Annotated in this window: 22 protein-coding genes and 1 pseudogene; 14 read left to right on the top strand and 9 right to left on the bottom strand. The window is 67.1% G+C overall.

Annotation, left to right across the window (positions count from 1 at the left end; translation table 11 throughout):
• Window positions 1–7: 7 nt before the first annotated feature.
• From J2W21_RS03030 to J2W21_RS03010, 5 genes are all read left to right on the top strand, one after another.
• Window positions 8–949 (top strand): dihydrodipicolinate synthase family protein, encoded by a 942-nt coding sequence (locus J2W21_RS03030; protein ID WP_307113037.1) that lies wholly within the window; start codon window positions 8–10, stop codon window positions 947–949.
• Window positions 949–1,725, top strand: coding sequence for an SDR family oxidoreductase (locus tag J2W21_RS03025; protein WP_307113036.1), 777 nt, complete (start codon window positions 949–951; stop codon window positions 1,723–1,725). Before J2W21_RS03030 ends, J2W21_RS03025 begins: the two co-directional genes overlap by 1 nt.
• Before the next feature lie 27 nt (window positions 1,726–1,752).
• Complete coding sequence (locus tag J2W21_RS03020) at window positions 1,753–3,240, top strand: aldehyde dehydrogenase family protein (RefSeq protein ID WP_307113035.1); 1,488 nt, start codon at window positions 1,753–1,755, stop codon at window positions 3,238–3,240.
• A gap of 237 nt (window positions 3,241–3,477) precedes the next feature.
• Window positions 3,478–4,683, top strand: coding sequence for a thermonuclease family protein (locus J2W21_RS03015; protein WP_307113034.1), 1,206 nt, complete (start codon window positions 3,478–3,480; stop codon window positions 4,681–4,683).
• Between the two features lie 524 nt (window positions 4,684–5,207).
• Window positions 5,208–5,654 carry a DUF732 domain-containing protein gene (locus tag J2W21_RS03010; protein ID WP_307113033.1) on the top strand — a complete coding sequence of 149 codons (447 nt, stop codon included), beginning with the start codon at window positions 5,208–5,210 and terminating at the stop codon, window positions 5,652–5,654.
• 94 nt (window positions 5,655–5,748) lie between these two features.
• Here J2W21_RS03010 and J2W21_RS03005 read toward each other — a convergent pair whose 3' ends face one another.
• Window positions 5,749–5,928 carry a hypothetical protein gene (locus J2W21_RS03005; RefSeq protein ID WP_307113032.1) on the bottom strand — a complete coding sequence of 60 codons (180 nt, stop codon included), beginning with the start codon at window positions 5,926–5,928 and terminating at the stop codon, window positions 5,749–5,751.
• A gap of 328 nt (window positions 5,929–6,256) precedes the next feature.
• On the opposite strand from J2W21_RS03005, the pseudogene J2W21_RS19765 reads away from it, so the two are divergent.
• Both J2W21_RS19765 and J2W21_RS02995 read left to right on the top strand, forming a co-directional pair.
• Window positions 6,257–6,615, top strand: a pseudogene (locus tag J2W21_RS19765) (nucleotide pyrophosphohydrolase).
• Window positions 6,602–8,323, top strand: a complete 1,722-nt coding sequence (locus J2W21_RS02995; RefSeq protein ID WP_307113031.1) for a DUF2075 domain-containing protein — start codon at window positions 6,602–6,604, stop codon at window positions 8,321–8,323. Before J2W21_RS19765 ends, J2W21_RS02995 begins: the two are co-directional and overlap by 14 nt.
• A gap of 59 nt (window positions 8,324–8,382) precedes the next feature.
• On the opposite strand, the gene J2W21_RS02990 is transcribed toward J2W21_RS02995, so the two are convergent.
• Both J2W21_RS02990 and J2W21_RS02985 read right to left on the bottom strand, forming a co-directional pair.
• Window positions 8,383–9,147, bottom strand: coding sequence for an HpcH/HpaI aldolase family protein (locus tag J2W21_RS02990; protein ID WP_307113030.1), 765 nt, complete (start codon window positions 9,145–9,147; stop codon window positions 8,383–8,385).
• Window positions 9,147–10,076, bottom strand: coding sequence for a DUF6282 family protein (locus J2W21_RS02985; protein ID WP_307113029.1), 930 nt, complete (start codon window positions 10,074–10,076; stop codon window positions 9,147–9,149). The genes J2W21_RS02990 and J2W21_RS02985 overlap by 1 nt, the downstream gene beginning before the upstream one ends.
• A gap of 131 nt (window positions 10,077–10,207) precedes the next feature.
• Between J2W21_RS02985 and J2W21_RS02980 the strand changes: the two genes are divergently transcribed.
• From J2W21_RS02980 to J2W21_RS02970, 3 genes are read left to right on the top strand one after another with little or no spacing between them, the layout of a single operon-like run.
• Complete coding sequence (locus tag J2W21_RS02980) at window positions 10,208–10,621, top strand: cupin domain-containing protein (RefSeq protein ID WP_307113028.1); 414 nt, start codon at window positions 10,208–10,210, stop codon at window positions 10,619–10,621.
• 32 nt (window positions 10,622–10,653) lie between these two features.
• Window positions 10,654–11,976 (top strand): MFS transporter, encoded by a 1,323-nt coding sequence (locus J2W21_RS02975; protein WP_307113027.1) that lies wholly within the window; start codon window positions 10,654–10,656, stop codon window positions 11,974–11,976.
• 44 nt (window positions 11,977–12,020) lie between these two features.
• Complete coding sequence (locus tag J2W21_RS02970; protein ID WP_307113026.1) at window positions 12,021–12,782, top strand: IclR family transcriptional regulator; 762 nt, start codon at window positions 12,021–12,023, stop codon at window positions 12,780–12,782.
• 73 nt (window positions 12,783–12,855) lie between these two features.
• Here J2W21_RS02970 and J2W21_RS02965 read toward each other — a convergent pair whose 3' ends face one another.
• The 6 genes from J2W21_RS02965 to J2W21_RS02945 form a co-directional block, all read right to left on the bottom strand.
• Entirely contained in the window at window positions 12,856–13,470 is a 615-nt protein-coding gene (locus tag J2W21_RS02965) for a PASTA domain-containing protein (protein ID WP_307113025.1), read from the bottom strand.
• 79 nt (window positions 13,471–13,549) lie between these two features.
• On the bottom strand, window positions 13,550–14,164 hold the full coding sequence (locus J2W21_RS02960; protein WP_307113024.1) for a 4Fe-4S single cluster domain-containing protein: 615 nt from the start codon (window positions 14,162–14,164) through the stop codon (window positions 13,550–13,552).
• 2 nt (window positions 14,165–14,166) lie between these two features.
• Window positions 14,167–14,880: a ComEA family DNA-binding protein gene (locus J2W21_RS02955; RefSeq protein ID WP_307113023.1), complete on the bottom strand. Its 714-nt coding sequence runs from the start codon at window positions 14,878–14,880 to the stop codon at window positions 14,167–14,169.
• The gene (locus J2W21_RS19760; protein WP_373423056.1) at window positions 14,877–15,098 is read right to left on the bottom strand and encodes a DUF2997 domain-containing protein; all 222 of its coding nucleotides are present in this window, start codon (window positions 15,096–15,098) and stop codon (window positions 14,877–14,879) included. Before J2W21_RS19760 ends, J2W21_RS02955 begins: the two co-directional genes overlap by 4 nt.
• Entirely contained in the window at window positions 15,095–15,520 is a 426-nt protein-coding gene (locus tag J2W21_RS02950) for a hypothetical protein (RefSeq protein ID WP_307113022.1), read from the bottom strand. Before J2W21_RS02950 ends, J2W21_RS19760 begins: the two co-directional genes overlap by 4 nt.
• 2 nt (window positions 15,521–15,522) lie before the next feature.
• Entirely contained in the window at window positions 15,523–17,163 is a 1,641-nt protein-coding gene (locus J2W21_RS02945) for an AAA family ATPase (protein ID WP_307113021.1), read from the bottom strand.
• Between the two features lie 309 nt (window positions 17,164–17,472).
• On the opposite strand from J2W21_RS02945, the gene J2W21_RS02940 reads away from it, so the two are divergent.
• From J2W21_RS02940 to J2W21_RS02925, 4 genes are all read left to right on the top strand, one after another.
• On the top strand, window positions 17,473–18,087 hold the full coding sequence (locus J2W21_RS02940) for a heavy metal-binding domain-containing protein (protein WP_307113020.1): 615 nt from the start codon (window positions 17,473–17,475) through the stop codon (window positions 18,085–18,087).
• Between the two features lie 148 nt (window positions 18,088–18,235).
• Window positions 18,236–18,958 carry a hypothetical protein gene (locus tag J2W21_RS02935; protein WP_307113019.1) on the top strand — a complete coding sequence of 241 codons (723 nt, stop codon included), beginning with the start codon at window positions 18,236–18,238 and terminating at the stop codon, window positions 18,956–18,958.
• A gap of 245 nt (window positions 18,959–19,203) precedes the next feature.
• Window positions 19,204–19,494, top strand: a complete 291-nt coding sequence (locus tag J2W21_RS02930) for a hypothetical protein (protein ID WP_307113018.1) — start codon at window positions 19,204–19,206, stop codon at window positions 19,492–19,494.
• A gap of 356 nt (window positions 19,495–19,850) precedes the next feature.
• Window positions 19,851–21,206 (top strand): MFS transporter, encoded by a 1,356-nt coding sequence (locus J2W21_RS02925; RefSeq protein WP_307113017.1) that lies wholly within the window; start codon window positions 19,851–19,853, stop codon window positions 21,204–21,206.
• Window positions 21,207–21,334: the final 128 nt, after the last annotated feature.

The following is a 21,334-nucleotide window of genomic DNA, read 5'->3' as shown; positions in this document are numbered from 1 at the left end:
GAAGGACATGACGCAGCATCTGGACCGCGGCGTGTGGGGCGTGGTCCCCACGCCGTTCGCCGGCAGCGCCCTGGACGTGGACGCGGACAGCCTCGCCCAGCTCGCGGAGCACTACGAGGCCGTGGGCGCCGTGGGCCTGACCCTGCTCGGCGTCTTCGGCGAGGCCGCCTCCCTCGGCATCGCGGAGAAGGCCCTCGTCCTCGAGACGGCGGCGGAGGTGACGTCCCTGCCGATCGTCGCCGGCGTCACGGCCCTGGGCACCCGCCCGGCGATCGACGAGGTCCTCGCCGCCCGGGCGGCCCTCGGCGGCCGGCTCGCGGCGGTCATGGTGCAGGCGAACACGGCCAGCCCGGGCGTCCTCGCCGCACACCTCGAGGGCATCCACCGGGCCACCGGCGCCGCGATCGTGCTGCAGGACTACCCGGCCGCCAGCGGGGTGAGCGTGCCCGCGGCGGCGATCGCCGACGTCGTGCGCCGGTGCCCGTTCATCGCCGCGGTGAAGGCGGAGGCGCCGCCCACTGCGCTGAACATCGCCCGGCTCTCCGGTGCCGCGGTACCCGTGTTCGGCGGGCTGGGCGGGCAGGGGCTGCTGGACGAGCTCGCCGCCGGCGCCGCCGGGGCCATGACCGGGTTCTCGGTGCCGGAGGCGCTCGTCGCCACCGTGCGGGCCGCGGCCGACGGCGGGCCGGAGGCGGCCCGCGCCGTCTTCGCGCCGTTCCTGCCGCTCGTGAACTTCGAGCAGCAGCCGCGCATCGCGCTCGCGCTGCGCAAGGAGCTGTTCCGCCGGCGCGGCCTCATCGCGGACGCCTCGGTGCGCCCGCCCGCCGCTACCTTCCCGGAGGAGCTCGCCGGCATCCTGCAGGACGAGCTCGCCGCCGCGCTCGGGGAGCTGGGCCGCCTGATGGCCACGGTTTCGGCTGCCGCTGCCGGCTCGACGGAAGGACGCTGATGGACCTCGGAATCTCGGGCAAGGCCGCGTTCGTCGCGGCCTCCACGGGCGGGCTCGGCCTCGCCGTCGCGCGGGCCCTCGCCGCGGAGGGGGTGCGGGTGGCCATCACGGGCCGGCGCAAGGAGCAGGCCGCGCGGATCGCCGCGGAGCTGCCCGGCGCCGTCGCCGTCCCCGCGGACTTCACGTGCCCCGAGGGCGCGGCCGCGGCCGTGGACCGGGCCGAGGAGGCGCTCGCGGCGCCCGTGGACATCGCCGTGCTCAACGGCCCCGGGCCCCGGCCCGGCGCGGCGGCGGCGACGGGCGCGGACGAGCTCGCGAGCGCGTTCGACCTCCTGGTCCGCCCGCAGCACGCCCTCGTCTCCCGGGTGCTGCCCGGCATGCGCGAGCGCCGCTGGGGCCGGATCCTCGCGGTCGGGTCCAGCGGCGTGGTCGCTCCCCTGCCCAACCTCGCCGTCTCCAACACGGGCCGGGCAGCCCTGGCCGGATACCTCAAGACCCTCGCAGCCGAGGTGGCGCTGGACGCCGTGACAGTGAACCTCCTGCTGCCCGGGCGCATCGCCACGGACCGGGTGGCCGAGCTCGACGCCGCGGCCGCCAAGCGCCGCGGCGTGGCCGTCGAGGACGTGCAGCTCGAGTCCCGCAAGACCATCCCCGCGCGCCGCTACGGCACGCCCGAGGAGTTCGGCGCCGCCGCCGCGTTCCTGTGCGGCGCGCCCGCCTCGTACATCACCGGCGTCGCGCTGCGGTGCGACGGCGGCCTCATCCGCAGCCTCTGACCTGACGTCCCTCTCTGAAGGAGCACCATGACCACCCTCGCCACTGACCACAGCGCCACCGCAGCCGAGAGCGCGGGCCGCGAGCCCGCCGTCGCCCGCCACCTCATCGATGGCGTCTGGACCGGCACCCCGACCACGGAGCGCACCAACCCCGCCCGCCCCGACCAGGTGGTGGCCCTCTCCCCTGCCGGCACCGCCGAGGACGCGGACGCCGCCGTCGCCGCGGCCGTGCGCGCCCAGCCCGCCTGGGCCGCGCTGCCCGCCCCGGCCCGCGGCGCGATCCTGCTCAAGGCCGCGACCCTGCTCGAGGAGCGCGCCGGGCAGGTCGCCGCGGACCTCGTGCGCGAGGAGGGCAAGACCCTGGCCGAGGCCGGCGGCGAGGTCAAGCGCGCCGCGGACGTGCTGCGCTTCTTCGGCTCGCTCGGCTGGGCCCCGTCCGGGGACGTGCTGCCCTCCGGTACCCCGGGCACCACGATCACCACGCGGCGGGAGCCGCTGGGCGTGTTCGCGCTCATCACGCCGTGGAACTTCCCCATCGCCATCCCGGCGTGGAAGGCCGCGCCCGCGCTCATCTCCGGCAACGCCGTGGTGCTCAAGCCGGCCGAGCTGACCCCGCTGTCCGCGACGCACCTGGTCCGGGCCCTCAAGGACGCCGGCCTGCCGGATGGGGTGTTCAACGTGGTCCACGGCCGCGGGCGCGTGGTGGGCGAGGCGCTGGCCCACGACGAGCGGGTGGCCGGGCTGTCCTTCACCGGGTCCACGGCCGTGGGCCTGCACCTCAAGGGCATCCTGGACGGGCGCCGGGCCCGGGTGCAGCTCGAGATGGGCGGGAAGAACGCCGTGCTCGTGCTCGACGACGCCGACCCGGAGGCGGCCGCCGCGGTGGTCGCGGCCGGCGCGTTCGGGCTCACCGGGCAGGCGTGCACGGCGACCTCGCGCGTGTACGTCACCCCGGGCGTGCGGGAGGCGTTCACGGCCGCGCTCGTGCGGCTCGCCGGCGGGTACGCGCCCGGGGGCGGGCTCGACGGGGCGCGGATGGGCGCCGTGGTGAGCGAGGCGCAGTTCGCGCAGGACTCCGACGCGGTGCGCGGCGCCGTCTCGCGGGGCGCGGAGCTGCTCGCCGGGACGCACGACGCCGACCCCTCCGGTGGGCTCTTCTTCCCGCCGGCCGTGCTGGCTGGCATGGCGGAGGACGACCCGATCGTGACCGAGGAGGTCTTCGGGCCGGTGGTCGCCGTGCTCGGCGTGGACGACTACGAGGCGGGGCTGGCCGCCGTGAACGCGTCCCGGTACGGGCTCACGGCCGGGATCTGCACCGACTCGCTGGCGCTGGCGACGGACTTCGCGGCCCGCGCCCAGGCCGGCGTGGTGAAGGTCAACCGCCCCACGTCCGGGCTGGACCTCAATGTGCCGTTCGGCGGGGTGAAGGACTCCTCGACCAACACGTTCCGGGAGCAGGGGCGCAGTGCGGTGGAGTTCTACACGTGGGGAAAGACGGTTTATCTGGGGGTTTGAGCGGGGCTCTTGCCTCCGCCAAGGCTGCGCCCCTTTCGGCGCGCAGCGGGCCGCCCCTTGGAGGGGCGGCCCGCTGCGCGTCTGGGCGGGTTTGGGGTCGGACTCGGTCCCCAGTGGGGCCGCAGGAGGGGTCTTTCAGCCCTAAGGGCTGTCGGATTGTGCACGTACAATCGAACCTGTCATGTCGGCTGCGCTTCGCACCCGCGGCCGATCGAAGTGTCACTTAGGGGATCCACTTTGCTACGCACTCTGGCGCATCGTCGCGCCCTCCTGCCGCTCGCCCTCGTCGGCCTTCTCGCCGCGACCGGGCTGGCCGCCTGTTCGTCTGACGGTTCCGTCGATGCGAAGGTGGTCCGCGTCGTCGACGGCGACACCTTCGAGGCCGAGTACGGCGGCCAGACGAAGACCGTCCGCCTCCTGAACGTAGACACGCCGGAGACGAAGCACCCGAACAAGATTGTCGAATGCCAAGGGCCCGAGGCGACCCGCTTCCTAGAAGAGAAGCTGCCCCCGGGGAAGACGGTCAAGCTGCGATTCGACCAGGAGGGCACTGACAAGTACAACAGGGTGCTTGCGGCCACGTTCCTCGGCGACGAGCTCGTGAATGCCTCGATCGCCCGTGCCGGCCTGGGGGTCGCGATCTCGATCGCGCCCAACACGAAGTACTACGAGCAGGTGAAGGCCGCGCAGGACGAGGCTCGGGCACGCAAGGTTGGCCTGTTCCAGGATAACCTCGCGTGCAGCCCGGCGGCCGTGGCCGAGGAACAGCTCGCGACCCTCAGCGCCGCCCCCACCGATCCCGAGGCATCTGCATCCTCGAAGGACATCACGGCTGCTGCCGGCGCGCTGCTCACCGCGGTGACTGCGGCGCGCTCCGGAGAGAGCGCGTTGAAGGATGCGAGGGATGCGGTCATCATCGCTGCGATCGGAGCTGACGGGCTCAATGACGCCACGGGGCGGCTGACGCGGGCACTCGCCGCCGCAGACGACCGGCACGACGCCCTCGTCAAGCGTGCATCGTCCGTGAAGGCGGATGAGGACAAGCGTGCCGCACAGGCCGCCGCCGAGGCGAAGCGCAGGGCCGAGGAAGCCAAGGCAAAGGCGGCCGCGGAGGCCAAGCGCAAGGCGGAGGAGGCGGCTGCCAAGGCCGCGACTGAGGCGGCCAGGAGGGCCCAAGAGGAAGCCCGGGCCCGTGCCGAGGCTGCACCGACGTATTCGGCACCAGGCAATGTTGCGCCGCCAGCCCAAAATTCGTACCCCGGGTACTACGGTCCGCGCTGTTACGCCCCCGGCGGCCGGACTTGGACGCCTTGCCCCGAGAAGGCCCCGGGCTATGGGCAGGCACCGACTGCGACCAACCCATATCCCGGCTATGTCGGGCCGCGCTGCTACGCCCCCGGCGGAAAGTCCTGGACGCCATGTCCCGAGAAGGGGCGGCGATGATTCGGGATCCGGTGCACGCACCGTGGGTTCCCGAGAAGTGACTGAAAGGCGGCATGAGAGAAGAATGAATAGTAGGGCGACACTATGATGCTTGGAATCCGAACTCTCGCATCAGGTCAAATTCCGGGTTCTCGCATCAGGTCAAATGAAGTCGGAATCCACACTCTTGGAACGGAGCTTTGACAGTGTCCGACGCTGACGGCAGCATTGTCCTGCCAGTGGGCCAGAAAGATGGCGAAAGCAAGAGGGGCGAAGAGAGCAGCTGGGCAAGGCGAGCACTGACGATCTGCGCTATGTCAGTGTTGCTGCCGCTCATGGCGAATTGCTCCGGCGCTGTTACGACCGCACCGGCCGGCGCTGGGACTTCGACCTCGTCTTCGACGCCACCGAGCTCGACCGCGAGTCCGACGGTTCAGCCCGAGAATGCGAGCGCGAGCAGCCCCTCTCCGCGAATCACAACCGCTGCCACAGCCAACACAGCATCGGCCGACTGGGTCGAGTATGTTCGAAGTCGCACAAGCACCGTGGCGCGAGAGACCGACGACGAGGTCATTTCAACCGCGAAGAAAATGTGCGACCGAATGAAGGACGGAGAGCTTTTCGAAGAGGTGGCCTACGATATTGCCGCCAAGGGCTTGCCCAAGGCGTACCAATCGGACCTGCAGCTCATCTTCGGTACAGGGACCGTCGAGTTTTGTCCCGAATTTATGGCCGATTCAAGCACCGGTGACGACGCGATTCTCGACAGGCTGCGAACTGTGGCTCCGACCATTGCCGGCAATCCCGACTCTGCCATCTTGAGTCAAGCGCGATCCGCATGCCCGGCCGTTTCCAAAGGTCCTGCTGGCGGGGCGGCGACGGTCCAGGAAGCACGACGCGCCTGGGGTCGCGACCAAGGATACAAATTCATATTCATGTCCGTTCTGAGCTACTGTTCCACCTACTTGAACAACGTCGTCGTGAACAAGTAGCCCCTGACAAGCCCCTTCATCCCGCGCGGCACGTGATGGCGGAGCCCGGCCCCCGAGCCGAGCATCCATCGTCGTCCGCGACTCCGACTTCCGCTCACCAATGGGCCGGCGGCAGCAGCGAACTGGACTGTCTCGCCCCGCTGGCGAGCACCGTCAGATGCGAGCCGGCGACGATGTAGCGGTAGCCGCGCGCCACGGTGTCGGCCCCGGCCTCCGCCGAGCTGGCGAAGACACCCGTCGGCACCTCGCGCGCGGCGACGGCCGCCTCGGTCACTTCCTCCGCGGCGCGCGTGGCGCGGGATGCAGCTCGCGCGGCGTGCCGAGGTGCACGCTGATGAAGCTTACGTCTAGTGCGCCTATGGCGGCGTCGATGCCGTCGGCGTAGTCGGCGGCCTCGAACTGCCGACCCGGCCACGAGAAGCGAGGTTGGGAGGACCATCAGATCCCCAGCAGGTCGGCTGGGTTGTCCGCGATGAGCCGGCGCACGTCCTCCTTGGGCACGCGCGTCCAGCAGCTCGCGGACCATGCGCGCACAGGCATCGACCGGCAGCGGGTTGTTCAGCTAGCCCAAGTCGGCACCGACGTGTTCCAACTGGCCTGAAATGTCGCACGCCGTTGGTAGCGTGGACTCTGTGAGTCAAGATCGAATTGAACGCATTATAGGGGAGCTCCGCGAGTTTGTCGCGAGCGAGAGTGGGAGCAGTTTCATTCACCGGAGAACCTCGCGAAGAGCATTTCCATCGAGGCTGGGGAACTCCTCGAGTGCTTTCAGTGGGGCTCACCGCAAGAGATCACCTCCGTGCGTCACGAGCTCGCCGACGTACTGACCTACTGCTTGCTCCTAGCTGACAGGCTCGGTCTCGACCCTCAGGCCCTCGTGCTTGAGAAGCTCGAGATCACTCGAGCCAGATATCCAGTCGAGCTTTCCCGGGGGCGGAGTACCAAGCATGACCAGCTTTAGGATCGAACGCCTTACGCTCGAAAACGAGTCCGTCAAGGTTTGGGCGGCCGGGGACCCGCGCCACCGCAACTGGCCCGTGGTCTACACCCTCAGCAACGACAGCAGCATTTACGTCGGCGAGTCCTTGAACGCGGCAACACGCATGAACCAACACATCGCGAACGGTCGTGGCGCCCTCAATGCGGTTCGAGTCATCGTGGACGACCGCTTCAACAAGTCAGCGTGCCTCGATCTCGAGTCCTACCTCATTCGGTTCTTCGCCGGCGACGGCAAGTTCACGGTGGAGAACCGCAACGAGGGCATCACCGATGCCGATTACTACGACCGGGGACACTACCAGCAGACATTCGACCGGGTCTTCGAGGCCCTCCGCAGGGAGGGCATGTTCAGCCAGACGATCCCTCAGATCGTCAACAGCGACCTCTTTAAGCTGTCGCCGTTCAAGGCGCTGACGCAAGACCAGGCCGGCGCAGTCAACGACATCCTCGAGGGCCTCTTCGAGGACCTCGAGAATGGTCGGCCGAGCACTACCGTCATCCAAGGTGACCCCGGCACGGGCAAGACAATCGTCGCGATCTACCTCATGAAGCTGCTCAGTGACATCCGGTCTCATCACAACGAAGACGTCGTGGAGAGCGACTCGATCTTCGCCGAGTATTTTCTGGAAGGGTACCCCGACCTTCTCCGCGACTTCCGCGTGGGACTCGTGGTACCTCAGCAATCACTACGCCAGTCAATCCAGAACGTCTTCGCCAAGACACCTGGGCTGACAAAGGACATGGTCCTCTCACAGTTCGAAGTCGGCTCCAGCAAGACACCATACGATCTGCTCATTGTTGACGAAGCCCACCGACTGTCGCAGCGCGCGAATCAGTCCTCGGGCGTCCGCAACAAGGAGTTCCAGACGATCAACGAGCATCTGTTCGGGTCGGACGACGACGCACTCACCCAGCTCGATTGGATCGGGAAGCAGAGCACTCACCAGATCTTCCTGGTCGACGCCGCCCAAAGTGTTCGTCCCGCCGACCTGCCTAGAGCGAGGATGACATCGCTGCTCTCAGAGGCGAAGGACGACCACCGTCTGTACCGCCTGATGACCCAGATGCGCCTCAACACGGGTGAGGACTACGTAGCCTACGTCAGGTCGATGCTCACTGATTCTGCGCCGCAGCCGCGGCGGTTCGGCGAGTATGAGTTTGCGCTCTACGACGATCTGACAGACATGCTCGGGAAGATCCGCGAGAAGGAGCGTGAGTTCAATCTGGCGCGCCTAGTAGCTGGGTATGCCTGGCCATGGGTGAGCAAGAAGAACCCGAAAGCCTACGACATCGAGATTGACGGCTGCCAGCTCCGCTGGAATTCGACGGACCGCGACTGGATCAACTCGCCGAAGTCGGTCAACGAAGTCGGATCAATCCACACGGTGCAGGGGTACGACCTCAACTATGCGGGTGTGATCATTGGGCCCGAACTGACGTATGACCCTGCAATGCAGCGCTTCGTGGTCGACCGCAGCAACTATCACGACAAGAAAGGCAAGGAAAACAACCCTCGTCTCGGCATCGTGTATTCAGACGAGCAACTACTGGAATACATCGTCAATATCTACGGCGTTCTGCTCACCCGTGGAATGCGGGGCACATACGTCTACGTCTGCGATCCCGCCCTTCGCAGCTATCTGCGTCGGTTTATCCCTCCCGCCATATAACTGCCGAGCCCGGCCCACGCGAGCCGGGCACCCGCCGTCGTCCGCGGTTCCGACTTCGCTCAACCGACAGCCTCCAGCAGCGAGCTGAGCTGCCTCGCCCCGCCCGCGACCATGGTCAGGTCCGACCCCGCCACGATATAGCGGTAGCCGCGCGCCACGGCGTCGGCCGCGGCCTCCGCCGAGCCCGCGAAGATTCCCATCGGCACCCCGCGGCCCGAAGCAGCCGCCTCGATCGCCTCGGCGGCGGCCCGCATGGGCGCGGAGTCCAGCTCCCCCGGCGTGCCCAGGTCCACGGACAGGTCCACCGGCCCGATGAACGCCACGTCCAGGGCCGCCATCGCGGCGTCGATCCCGTCGGCGTAGTCGGCGGTCTCGAACTGCCCCACGGCCAGAACGGTCGAGTTGGACCGCTCGAAGTGCCCGGCCAGGGTCACGCCCATCCCGTAGTCCGCCGCCGGCTGCGCCAGCGACACCGACCGGGTGCCCAGCGGCGGATAGGACACCAGCTTCCGCAGCTCCCCTGCCGCGGCGCCGGAGCCGCGGGCGAGCTGGATCCCGGCGGCACCGGCCTCGAGCAGGCGGTTGATGTCGCCCCGGTCCAGGGCGGGGACCCGGACCAGGACCGGCAGGCCGCGCGCTCGGCCGGCACGGACGACGTCGCACGCCTCCCCCACCGACATCTGCGAGTGCTCGTAGTCGCAGACCACGAAGTCGAAGCCGGAGAGGGCCAGGATGTCCACGATCTCGAACCGCGGGATCTTCAGGAACGTGCCGAGGACGGGGCGCTCGGCCATGACCGCGCGCAGGGAGGTAGGGAGGGCCATCAGATCCCCAGCAGGTCGGCGGGGTTGTCCGCGATGAGCCGGCGCACGTCCTCCTTGGACACGCCCGCGTCCAGCAGGCCGCGGACCATGCGCGCGTAGGCGTCCACCGGCAGCGGGTTGTTCGCCTGGCCCAGGTCCGAGCCCAGGAGCGTGTTCTCCACGCCGGCGGCCTTCACGAAGCCGAGCAGGGTGTCGAGGCCCCACTGGTAGAACGAGGTGCGGTCGTCGTACTGGCAGATCGAGTGCTCGATCCGCGCCCCGAGGCCCACCCAGCGCCGCACCCGCTCGGGCTCGGCGCCGATCACGAAGTTCGGATGGTTCACGAGGATCCGCTTGATCCCCATGGACGAGGCCTGCTCGATGAGCCGCTCCGTCTGGTCGGCGTCGAGGTGGCCGCAGGACATGATCGCGTCGTGCGCCTTGATGACTTCGAGGATGTCCAGAACCTCGGGCTTGAGCGCGCCCTCGGCGTCGAGGATGCCGATCTCGGTGGTGTGGCGCAGACCCAGGTTGTTGGTGGGGAAGCGCATGTTCTGGCCCTCGGCCTCGTGCACGCAGATGTGGGCGTGCGAGGAGATGGTGGGGAACCAGACCATCCGGCCGCCCTGGGCGAGGGCGAGCTCGGCCGCGTACGGGTTGAGGCCGCCCACGTAGTTGTTCAGCGCCACCCCGGAAAGCACCGGGATCGGCAGGCCGCCGAGCGCCTCGGAGGCGGCGCGGATGTCCGTGACCATCGAGTGGTGGTGGCTCTTGACCAGGATCGCCCGGAAGCCGGCCTCGTGCGCCTGCCATGCGGCCTCGGCGATGGGCAGCCGGCGCGGGAACGGCGAGGGGCTCGGGTGGACGTGCAGGTCGACGGCGCCGTCCAGAATCGCGGCGACCTCCGGGTCGTCGATGGTGACGGGCTCGTGGCCTTCGGGCTTCAGCATCGTTGCTGTCCTTCCGTGGAGTTCTGCCCCTCGAGGGGCATTGACAGTGACCGTGATCACGATGCTACGCTCGTTCCACATTGCGCACAAGCTGTTCCGAAAATCGGAACACAAGGTCAAAGGAGATCACGGTGTCCCTCAACGAATCGCTCTACTCGGAAGTCGTCAGCTTCGACGACATCCCGCTCGAGGTCGCCCGCCCGGGCATCACCCGCAAGGCCTACGCCACGGACGAGGTCATGATCGTGTGGAACACCGTGGAGAAGGGCCTCGAGCTCCGCCCCCACTCGCACGAGGACTTCGACCAGCTTGTGTTCATCCTCGAGGGCGAGGCCGACTACTACGTCGACGGCGTGGCGCACCGCATGGGCCCGCACGACCTCATGCTGGTGGAGCGCGGCAAGGAGCACTACATCGACGTGACCTCCGGCCCCTGCGTGAACATCGACATCTTCGTCCCGCCGCGGGCCGACTACGCCCACCTCACCTCGTGGGTGGCCAACCTGGGCGCCAAGGAGCCCCTCACCCTGGGCGGCCAGCGGTGACCGCGCACGCGATGGACCGCCACACTGGTGCCGTGGGCACTGCGGCATCCGGGCACGAGCGCCGCGCGGTGGTCGGCGCGAGCGCCGGCTTCTTCATCGACATGTTCGACATCTACCTGCCGGTGATCGCGCTCGCCCCGGCGATGGCCTTCTTCACCCCCGCCTCGATCGGGCCGGCCACGACGGCGATCCTCGGCGGCCTCGTCTTCGCCTCCACCCTCGTGGCCCGCCCCCTCGGGTCGGTGATCTTCGGCTGGCTCGGGGACAAGGTGGGGCGCAAGAAGGCGACCGTCGTCGCCGTCGCCGGCGCCGGGGTGGCCACCGGGCTCATCGCGGCGCTGCCGGGGTACCAGAGCGTGGGGATCGCCGGGGTGGTCGCGCTGATCGTGCTGCGATTCATCGGCGGGGTGTTCCTCGGCGGCGAGTACACCGGCGCGGTGCCGCTCGCGATGGAGCACTCCGCGAAGCGGAACCGGGGCCGCAACGCGGGCCTGATCGCGCTCGGGTTCCCGTCCTCCTACGTGGTCATCTCCGCGCTGACCCTGCTCGTGCTCACGTTCGCGCCGGCCGGCAGCCCGGCGTCGGCCTACTCGCAGTGGGGCTGGCGGATCGCGTTCATCGTCGGCGCCGTCATCTCGATCGGCTTCGCGATCGCCTACGCCCGCGGCGTCGAGGAGAGCCCGGCCTGGGAGAACACCTCCACGAAGCGGGTCAACCCGTTCAAGGAGCTCCTCGCCGGGCCCAACCGCAAGCCGCTCGCGCAGGCGTTCCTGCTCATGACCGGCGTGTGGTTCTCCTCCAACGCTTCGATCGTGATCCTGCCGCCCACCATCGCCCCGACCACCGGCCTCAGCGCGGTGCAGACCTCGACGCTGATGATCATCGCGTTCGCCGTGGTGTCCGTGGCGTACCCGCTGTTCGGGATGCTCTCGCAGCGGATCGGACGCCGGGCGTTCTTCGTCCTCTGCGGCGTCGGCTCCCTGCTCGCGATCCCGCTGTTCGTGCTCTTCGCCTCCGGGGCGGTCAAGGGCTTCTGGGCCGCGACCGTGGCCGTCACCGCGATCGCGCTCCTCGGCATCCCGGCCTTCGGGGCCATCGGCGCCTACATGTCCGAGCGGTTCCCCGTGGAGATCCGGGCCACCGGCTACGGCGTCGGCTACTCCCTGGCGCTCATCATCCCCTCGTTCTACGCCTTCTACATGGCCGCCCTCGCCGGGATCATGCCGCTGAAGCTCACCCCGGCGGTGCTGCTCGCCGTCGGCGGCGTCTGCCTCATCGTCGGCGCGCTGTGGGGACCCGAGACGAAGGACCGCGACCTCGCCGAGCACACGGTCGCCGTCGAGCGTCAGCCGTGACGGCCGCGCCGGTGCGGGGCGGGGCACGGGCTAGAGTGTGGGCTATGCCAACGGAGAGGGACGACGCCGCGCCGGCCGGCGGCCTGCAGGTGGTGAGCAGGAGCGCGCAGATCCTGCGGATGTTCGGCTCGGACCGCAACGAGGTGCGCATCAACGACGTCGCCGAGGAGCTGGGGATCGGGCGGACCTCCGCCCACCGCTACCTCCAGTCCCTCGCCTCCGAGGGCTTCCTGCAGCGGATCAACGACAACGACTACCGGCCCGGCCCCCTCATCATGGGCATCGCCGCCTCGATGCTGACCGGGCCCAAGATCGTCGATGTGGCCGAGCCCCTCCTCGCCTCCCTCGCCGAGCGCACGGGCCAGACCGCGGTGCTCGGGCTGTGGACCGGTTCCAGCGCCGTCGCCGTCGCATCCAAGGAGCCGGCCGGGAAGTCGGTGAACATGACCGTGCGGATCGGGGCGCCGCTCGGGCCGCAGTCCGCGCAGGGGCTCGCGTTCCTCGCGTGGGGCTCACCGGCGGCGCGGGAGCGGGCGCTGGCGAAGCTCGGCGCCGGGCGGGGTGACGTTGAGCGGAAGCTCGCCGAGGCGCTTGGCGCAGGCTTTGCAGTGAGCGAGGCCGTGATCGACGGGGTCGCCGCCGTTGCCGCCCCCGTGTTCGACGCCGGCGGGAACGTCATCGCGACGCTGGCCCTCGTCGCGCCGGTCGGCGTCCTCGACACCTCGGCTGACGGGCGGCACGTCACCGATCTGAAGGCCTCCGCGGCCGCGCTCTCGGGGCTGCTCGGGGCGTCGACGGCGGCGTAATTCTCCTGCTTCACGCACGACGTCGGCGACTCGCCCACGCGGGCGGGTCACCGGCGTCGCGGTTGCGTCGTATCTAGTTCGCGATGCCCTTATGCCCATGGCAGGCGCCTTGGCGTGTTGTCCCTGGCCAGACGTAGCCGTCCTTGCAGATGATGGTGCCGGCTTTCGGAACAGTTGGTGCAACGTATGGATCAGTGTTGGTCTGGTTGCTGCCCCCGGACGTTCCGGTCCCCTCAGCAGATCCGCCACCGGTGTTCGCTACCGAACCGTTGCCGGCTCCGACGTCCGCGCCCGTGCCAACGCCCACCACGACGTCGGGGGTAGGGGTGGGTGTGGGGGTCGGCGTCGGCGACGGAGTAGCACTGAGATGCTTGACTCCGAGGTTGACCGTCGAGGCCTCAGGCGCGGAAGCCCCCGCTGCGGGGTCCTGCGAGATGACTTCCCAGTTGGACTTGACGATGATCGCCTTGCCTTCGACCGTGTCTGTCGCCTTCACCCTGTAGCCCAGCCCTTCAAGCTCCTTCTTCGCCTTATCGAGAGTCTTCCCGACCTCATTAGGAAGTGGAGCGTTGCTCGGAGCAGACGTGGCCGCCGCCGGCTCGGCGGAAGGCTTCGCGCTCTGGTTCGTGGCTGAGCATCCAGTCACCATGATCGCCAGCAAGGCAAGAACCGAAAGCGATTTCTTCAATGTGTTCCCCCAACTCGGTTGCTCCCTCTTCCAAGAGGGAGGTCTGTGCACCGGCCCTGGGTAGGGACGGAACGTGTGATCAGCCGGTGTTGCGCCGCCACGCGCGACTCGTCCCCAGCCGGGCGCTCAAGTCCTGAAGTTCGCGCCGCTGCAGGAAGCCAGCCATCTCTACCGAACCATCCGGGGCAATCCGCATTTCCAGACGGTTAGGCGTATGCACGGGATCGAAGTCTGCGTATCGCGACGTGAAATGGATGAAGCGCTGGTTCGTCGAGCCGACCAAAGCCCGGTTCGCTTCTGGCTCGTCGGCCCGGTAGGGCCCATCGACGAGGAGATCCGTGCAGTTCAGCAGTTCGTCCGCATCAGGGCGGGATGCCAAGTCCTCATGGAGGTAGCCCGAAAAGCAGACGACTCCCAGACCCGCCTGCTGCGCCAACCGCGCCAGATTTCCCGCAGCGGGCGCCTGGTCGAAAGGCTCGCCGCCGAGGAATGTGAGGCCCTCTACCCTGTGGCCTACGGCTTCTCTCACGACTTTCTCAGGATCCATGTCAAAGCCACCGAGTTCGGAGAACAAGTGCGGGTTGATGCACCCCTTGCAGCGGATGCTGCAGCCCTGGAACCAAACTGCAGTCCTGAGCCCGGGCCCCTCCGCCGTGGTTGCGTGGAGGATACGGGAGACCCTAATTACTGCCATCGTCAGTCGAACAGGCGACGGCTGGGCTCGGATGCAGCGGGACGTGCACCGAAGGCGAGCTGCTCACGGACAGCCAGGAGTTGGTGCGGCGGAACGCCGACGGCAGCGACCATTTGTTCAAAGTTGGGAAAGCCCTGGTTCTGGTCCCGCGTGAGAATGATGCGGTCCGCGGTCGGTGCATCCAGGCCAAGCCGCTGGAGGTCTCCGGATGAGGCTACGTTGACGTCGACAGGGCCTGGACGTCCGACTTCGACAGGAGCGGGACCCCCGGAAACAGTCGGAGTGTCAAAGGCTTTGGCCAGACCGCCCGCGTTGACGGCCGACGTAGTCCGGACGGCTGGTGCAGCGGGAGTGCCCGCATACCACGGCTGACCGTGACGGGCCTTCCACAGAAGCCACTTCTTGTTGATCACGAAGGCCATCACCATGCTCGCCACCCAGTTCACGAACACCACGGTGGACATGACGCTCGCGGCGGGTGTCTTGGCCGGGTTGCTCTTGGTCCCCATATCGACGAACTGCATCCCGACCATGATGCCGAGATCGATCAGCCCGAAGACGGCGCCCATGATGATCCACGATGTTGTCTTTGACTTGATGCCGCGGAACAGGAAGACCACACAGCCGAGGACCCCGGCGGTCAGGATGGGCCAGAGAACCCCGGCAGAATTCCTGATGCGCCACCAGCGCGAGCAGAGCTTCTCTTCGGGAGTCATGACAGCCTTTCGTTCTCAGTTATGCGATTCTGGACCGCTGGGGAGTCCATCGATGTCGCGTGGTACTCATTCGTGAGCTTGGAGTCGACGACTGTGGCGCCAGGAACGAGTTTGCCGATCGTGTCGTAAGACGAAAGACACGCAGGCCCTGGCACTCCCGAAACCTCGGCGCTAATCGTTCCGTCTGGACCGATGCTTACTGTGATGCGACGGCTCACCGCTGCTCCTCGAAGACCAGTTGGACAGTTCCGTCTTGGGCAGTCTGAGTAATCAGGGTCAGTCCCATTGACGCGGCCTGTTCCCTCACAGATTCGACTGTGCGGAACTGGAGAATCGAACCGACCGCAGAATCGAGTTCCGCCAGCATGGACGGCGTCGCACTCTCGGCTCCATCCACCCGCCCCAGAAAAGCCTTGCCCACGCGGGCAAAAGTGAGCTGCCCGAACCGGCTCTTGGCTGTCAGTCTGCCGTTGGTTTGCTGGATGTCCGTCGCGCCGAGTGCTTGGAGCGCTTCCACTAGGAGTGACTGGTCTTCGATCCGGGTTGCCTTGCACTTCTCGCACAGATCGCTGCTGCGTGCTTCCTTGATGGCCGCGATAGCGGCAATCCCCAGTGGGATGAGGAGGACTTCGAGGCTCATCGTCAGTACTCGATCTGCCGGCCGCTGCGGTATGAGGTCACGTCACGTCCGGCCGAGGCACCGACGAGCGCGAGTTCCCCGGAATCTTCCCGGGAAGTCGCTGCAACCGCACGTGCGCTTGCCCACTCCCGAATTTGTCGAATCTGTTCCTCTTGGGTCTTGGACAAAGGCGTCGTATTGCGGATGCTGCGGAAGAGGTCCGCCTCCTGCACGGCGCGCCTTTGTGAGTAGGCGTCGAAACACGCGCTCACCACAGCTTCAGCCACCTCTGCACCCGAGAAACCGTTGCTCTCCTCGGCCAGCCGTTGGAGGAGGCCGTCGCTCAACACAAGGCCGCCAGAGGCGCGCGAGGAATCAGTCAAGCGCTGGCTGAGCTGGAGCCGCCAGATCTCCTTGAGCTCTTTGGGGGTGGGGAGGTCCACGAAGAAGATCTCGTCAAACCGCCCCTTCCGCAGGAACTCGGGGGGCAGACCGTCGATCTTATTCGCGGTGGCGATAACGAAGACGGGCTTGGACTTCTCCTGCATCCAGGTGAGGAAGGTGCCGAAGACCCGCTGGCTGGTCCCGGAGTCGCCAGATGACGATGAGCCAAAGCCCTTCTCGATTTCATCAATCCACAAAATTGACGGGGCAACAGCCTCCGCAAGCTTCAGAACAGCACGCATGTTCTGCTCGCTGGAACCGACGAGACCCGAGAAGACCCGGCCCACATCCATCCGGAGTAGCGGCAATCCCCAGAGCGTAGACATGCACTTGGCAGTCAGGCTCTTGCCGCAACCCGGCACACCGGTGATGAGAACGCCCTTCGGAGCAGGGATCGACCATTCGCTTGCAGCCGGCAGCCAGGAGTCCTTGCGCTTCCCCAACCACGACTTGAGATTCTCAAGCCCACCAATGTCTTCCATCGAGCCCGCGGGTTCGATGAATTCGAGGAGTCCAGACTTCTTGATCGTCTGCCGCTTTTCATCGAGGACCAAGTCGATGTCATCGGCATCGAGCCGCCGGTCCGAGGCGATCGCCCGCGCGAAGGCATTCTCCGCCTCGCCGAGGGTCAACCCCTGGGCCGCTTGGAGGAGTCTCTCACGGTCCTCAGCAGAGAGGTCCACGACGATGTTGGCCGCGTTGGTCGTGATGATTTCATCGAGCACCGCCTCGATCTCCGCCTTGCCGGGAAGCGGAAGTTCGACGACGCTCACTTCCTTCTCGAGATCTGCGGGCAGGGGCAGTGCAGGCGCAACGATCAACAGCGTGTGTGGCACCCGGCCGGCGCGGAACTCGCGCGCCGCGTCCAGTACGGAGCGGATGACGCCGGGCTCCGCCGGACGGCCGCCAGCACCGAGATAGTGATGAAGGTCGAAGAAGACAAAGATCGTCGGCTCGGTGACTTTCGCTGCTTCCGAAAGGGCTGCGTCGGGCGCCATAGGACGACCCGGCGCTACACCATCCTGAAGCCCGTTCGTGAGCGTGTAGGTGGCGACTCTCCGGGAGCGGCGGATTTCAGAGTTCTGAGCTACCGACCGGACCAGCTTCAGCACTCGTTCGGCCTCATGCGTCTCCACGAGAAGAACGGGGTTCCTGGCTTTGATGAGATCGATGAGGGTCTCTTCGAAACCCAGACGCGCTGAGGCCACTCCTGCTGCCACCTTCTTCTGTGAAGGGCCCCCCAATGCAAGGCCACCACAGGCAGATTACTCGATTCTTCGAGCAGCACTGCGCGCGCATTCCTGCGACACGCTGCCCGGCTCGACAGCATCGGCGCTGGCGTCGGCATCCTCTGATAGACATGTACAACTGAGACCGGCGCAGGTTGGCACCCAACCAGATCACCCAGCCCAGGCCGGACTTCGGCCGCGAGCGGGACATGCTCCTCATCCGGCGCCTCGGTTCTGGCCGGCTCGCCGCAGCACCCGCACTCGGCCTGACTGAACAGGCCCCCACCCAGAAGGGCAACCTTGAAGACCAAAGACATCGTCAGGAACCACCACCTCAACGGCGCCTCGTTTGAAACCTGGATTAAACAGTCCGAATACAAGTACAGGATCGGGCTGATGGGCGGCATTGAGGTCGATGACACCCAGAGCATCGAAGAAATGGTGGGCGCTTTCAAGCAGTTCGAGTTGCAGAACCAAGAGCGCGCTGCACGCGAGGACGCGGAGCGGGACCGAGCTGCGCAATTGAAGCAGCAGTCGCTGGACAGCATGCTTGTGACCTCGGGGTTCGGCTTCGAGGGCTACGCGATCACGAAGTATTCGGGTTACATCTCAGGTGATGGGGTGGTGCAGATCGATCGCGGGCGGGACGGCGTGTTTGGGCGACCGACGAACACGGGCAAGAGCCTGATGGCCTCTTTGGACCAGATTAGGCGGAAGGCGCTAACCGAACTCAAAGAGGCGGCATACGAGTTGGGGTGCAATGCGGTGATCGGTGTGGACTTCGACTACTTAACCCTCGATCCTCAAACCGCCAACTCCAGCGGGGGAACCACTTACCTACCGTACGTATTCGGCGTGACCGCAAACGGAAACGCGGTCACGATCGAGAAGAACGCTCTCGCCGCGCTCCCCTAGCACACTGGCCGACGGGGCGATGCAGTCTGCAAGATCCTCCGCAAAGGTTGTATTTTACATGTCCAATTGACATCATGCTCTCAGTCGAGGGCTCGCGAACCAAGATGCGAGTCGTCCGCGCACCACGATCGAACTCAGGGAACCGAAGATGACCCAGCTCCACGAAGAGAACCCAGGGGAAAGCGCACGCCTGCCCGAACCCGATCCGGCTCTTGAAATTCCCCCTGCGGCTGACGACCCCGATCTACTCGGTTACAACGCGGCTGATATCGGCAATGCGGTGGCCACTAAACACCGCCTCGGAGCGCGAACTCTCATGGCACTTGTCGGTGCCCTTATCGTGGGCGGGGCGATCGGCGGGGCCATTACAGCGGCTGTGCAGCCGGATCCCACGACTACAACGCCGTATGTTGCACTGAGGGACACCAGCTCAAGCCAGAGCGCAACGATCGCGTCGCAGAGCGCAAGCATCGGTTCGCTGGAATCGCAGCAGAACAGCCTGCAGCTGCAAGTGGACGCTGCCGCTTCCCAGAGCGCCGCCATTGCCTCTGCGCAAGCTTCGATTCAGGCGCGAGAATCAGCGGTCGCGCAAGGCGAACAAGAGCTGAAGTCGGCTCAAGCGGTGGTCTCTCAGAACCAGATGACCGGCGGCGTCTACGTCGTGGGCCGGGACGTCCAGCCCGGGGTCTATAGGACTACCGGACCAGACGGCTCGAACGGGGCAGGGTGCTACTACGCTTGGAAGACTGGGACGGACTCTAAAGCCGACATAGTCGACAACAACATCACGTCTGGTGTTGCCACGGCAACCCTCGAAAATGGCCAGGTCTTCGAAGTTACCGGCTGTGCGTCATGGACAAAGGTCGGCTAATGACTGCGAGTTGCTCCTTCACCCACGAGCCGCCACCACCTGAGCATCATTTGCATGAGATGCTTTTTTCATCTGCGGAAGCCTTCTACGCTTCCTCTTATTCTGCGAGGAGTGCTTTGAAGGCTACTGCGGCCTGCCTGACAGCCCTAGGCGTTGCCGCCGCCCTGAGTTCCTGCGCGAGCGCCACCGCCACCTCGGCCGCCTCACCGACGTCTTCGGTGACAAGCGCGCCACCGTCGCCGACTATGACCCCAACGCCCGCGCCGAGTGCATTTACCGTATCGACGTTCGCAACATGCGCCCAGCTAGCGGGGACGAAGCAGGATGGGCCGCTCTACCAATACATCAGCACGATTACCTCGAGTCACGCCACCGACGCCGCCAACATCGATAAGCTCCGCACGTTGCAGACTCAGCTCATGGGTGTCGCTGATCATGCCGACCCGAAAATGAAGCAGCTCATCGAGAATTTGTGGTCAACCAATGTGAGCGACTTCAAAGCGGCAGGCGTCGAGCTCGTCAGCGAATGCCATTAGCCGGCAGGACATCCCCCAAATCGCACAGGTGTTGGCGTCCTGGGAGTCCCCGGCGTGGACGCTGAACCGCTAGAGCGAAGAGGCGCCCTGTGAGCGGAGAGCTTTCGCGACCGCGAGGCAAGCATGAACATCGCCACGACCGAGGTCCTCAGAGCAGTGCCGTCAGCCATTCGGACTTCTTGAACCGCCAGGGTCACCCCGCTTACTAGCGCAGGTCTTGCACCTATCGTCGGCACGTATCAATAGCCCGCAAACGGGTATTTCTCTCCGCCCCGACCCCCGCCATAGCCTCACACAGCAGGCCAAACCCGGGGGACGCCGTCGTCCTCCGCGCACCCCGCTGTGAGGAGTCAACGATGACAAGACAGACCTTGAGCGTCCAGGACGCTATGGACCATCCCCGCATGGGGCCCTGGCGCTGGGCTGCGGTGGCCCTGTGCTTCCTGGTCGCGCTGCTGGATGGGTTCGACACGCAGTCGATCGCGTTCATCGGCACCGCCATCGCCGCCGAGTTCAAGCTCTCCGCCACCGACATGACCTGGGTCATCACCGCGAGCACGATCGGCATGGCCGTCGGAGCGATGACGCTGGGCACGTTCGGGGACCGGATCGGCCGCAAGCGCACCATCCTCGTGGCGCTCGCGCTCTTCGGCGCCTTCTCGCTGGCCGGCGCATTCGCCGCCACCGCGTGGCAGGTGGTGGCGCTGCGCTTCCTCATCGGCCTCGGCATGGGCGGCGCCACCCCGGCCCTGCTCGCCTTGACCGCCGAGTTCAGCCCGCGCAGGCGCCGCGGGTTCCTCATGACGCTCGTGCTCCTCGGCCTGCCCGGCGGGGCGATGATCGGCGGCCTCGTCGCCGCGGCGTGGCTTCCGGCGGTCGGCTGGCGGGGCATCTTCCTCATCGGCGGCGCGCTCCCGGTGGTGCTCCTGGCCGCCGTGATCGCCCTCCTGCCCGAATCGCAGGCCTTCCTCGTCGCCAAGGGCGCGCCTGAGGGCGACCGGCGCGCCCGCACGCTCATCGCCCGCACCACCGGACAGGCCGTCCCCGACGCCACCGTGCTCATGGTCGAGGACGCCGGCGAGAAGCGCGGCTCCGTCGCGGCCCTCCTCTCCCCCGCGTACCGCACCGCGACCGTCGCGGTCTGGGCGATCTACCTCTTCAACTGGATCGCCTGGTACCTGCTGCTCCTGTGGATGCCGACGGCACTCAAGGGCCTCGGGCTCGACGCAGGAACCGCCGCTCTGGGCACGGTGACCGTCAACGGCGCCTTCATCCTTTTCGCCGTCCCGCTCTCCGCCGTCCTCCCGCGGGTCAACGCGCGCACCCTGCTGCTGGGCATGTTCGGCGCGGGCATCCTCATCGCCCTCGGTCTCGGCGCCGCAGGGACGAACTTCGGGCTCGTGTTCACGCTCATGGGCCTCGCGGGCTTCGGCGTCGGCGGCCAGCAGCTGGCCCTGAACTACCTCATCGCCAACGCCTACCCCACCCAGCTCCGTGCCACCGCGACCGGCTGGGGCATCGGGATCGGCCGGCTCGGCTCGATCGTCGGCTCCGCGCTCGGCGGCCTGCTGCTCACCGGCCTCGGGCCGTCCGGGTATTTCGCCTCGCTCGCGGTGCCGCTCGTCGTGGCGGCCCTCGCGACGCTCCTCGTCAGGAGCGCCCGCGCCGAGAGGCCGGAGGGCGAGCTCGAGACGGCACCGGCCGCCGCCTGAAACCCTTCCGCGGCGGGGGGGGGGGGCGGGGGGGCCCGGCCCCCCCCCCCCCCCCCCCCCCCCCCCCCACCCCCACACAACCCCACCCAGAGCCCAGGGCCAGGCACAGAACACCGCCACGGCACCCG

Origin of the sequence: Sinomonas atrocyanea, assembly GCF_030811715.1 — a bacterium.
Lineage (GTDB): Bacteria > Actinomycetota > Actinomycetes > Actinomycetales > Micrococcaceae > Sinomonas > Sinomonas atrocyanea_A.
The sequence above is the reverse complement of the archived record's forward strand: the minus strand, read 5'-3'. Positions and strand labels throughout refer to the sequence as shown.